We start from the raw sequence: 300 nt of genomic DNA, 5'->3' as shown, positions 1-300 counted from the left end.
CTTTGTCTCAGACACTCCTTTTTGCTATTGCTATTTTATCCAAGCATATCCATACGCTGGCAACTAAAAACTGCCATTCACTCGTTCACCAGTTAATAAGTTCTCTGCACCTGCTGTTTCAATCATTACAACCCTATCGCTAACATTCGTGTAACAATAAACACCACCTCTTTTAAGCGCAAAAACGTTAGCTTCACTTGCAATCACTTATTGCTGCTGGTATGGATTAAATGCTGATTCTCTCTTACGAACTTCCGCCAATTTCTTCAATCCTGAAAAACTGGCTCGGCGATATGTGTT

At 40.0% G+C, this 300-nt stretch carries 1 protein-coding gene; it reads right to left on the bottom strand.

The window, feature by feature from the left end; genetic code table 11:
* Positions 1 to 63 precede the first annotated feature (63 nt).
* Positions 64 to 207 (bottom strand): hypothetical protein, encoded by a 144-nt coding sequence (locus R8925_RS16025; RefSeq protein WP_430536771.1) that lies wholly within the window; start codon positions 205 to 207, stop codon positions 64 to 66.
* Positions 208 to 300: the final 93 nt, after the last annotated feature.

It is taken from the genome of Listeria rocourtiae subsp. hofi (assembly GCF_963575615.1).
GTDB lineage: Bacteria > Bacillota > Bacilli > Lactobacillales > Listeriaceae > Listeria_A > Listeria_A hofi.
This window is presented reverse-complemented; position numbering and strand designations above follow the sequence as displayed.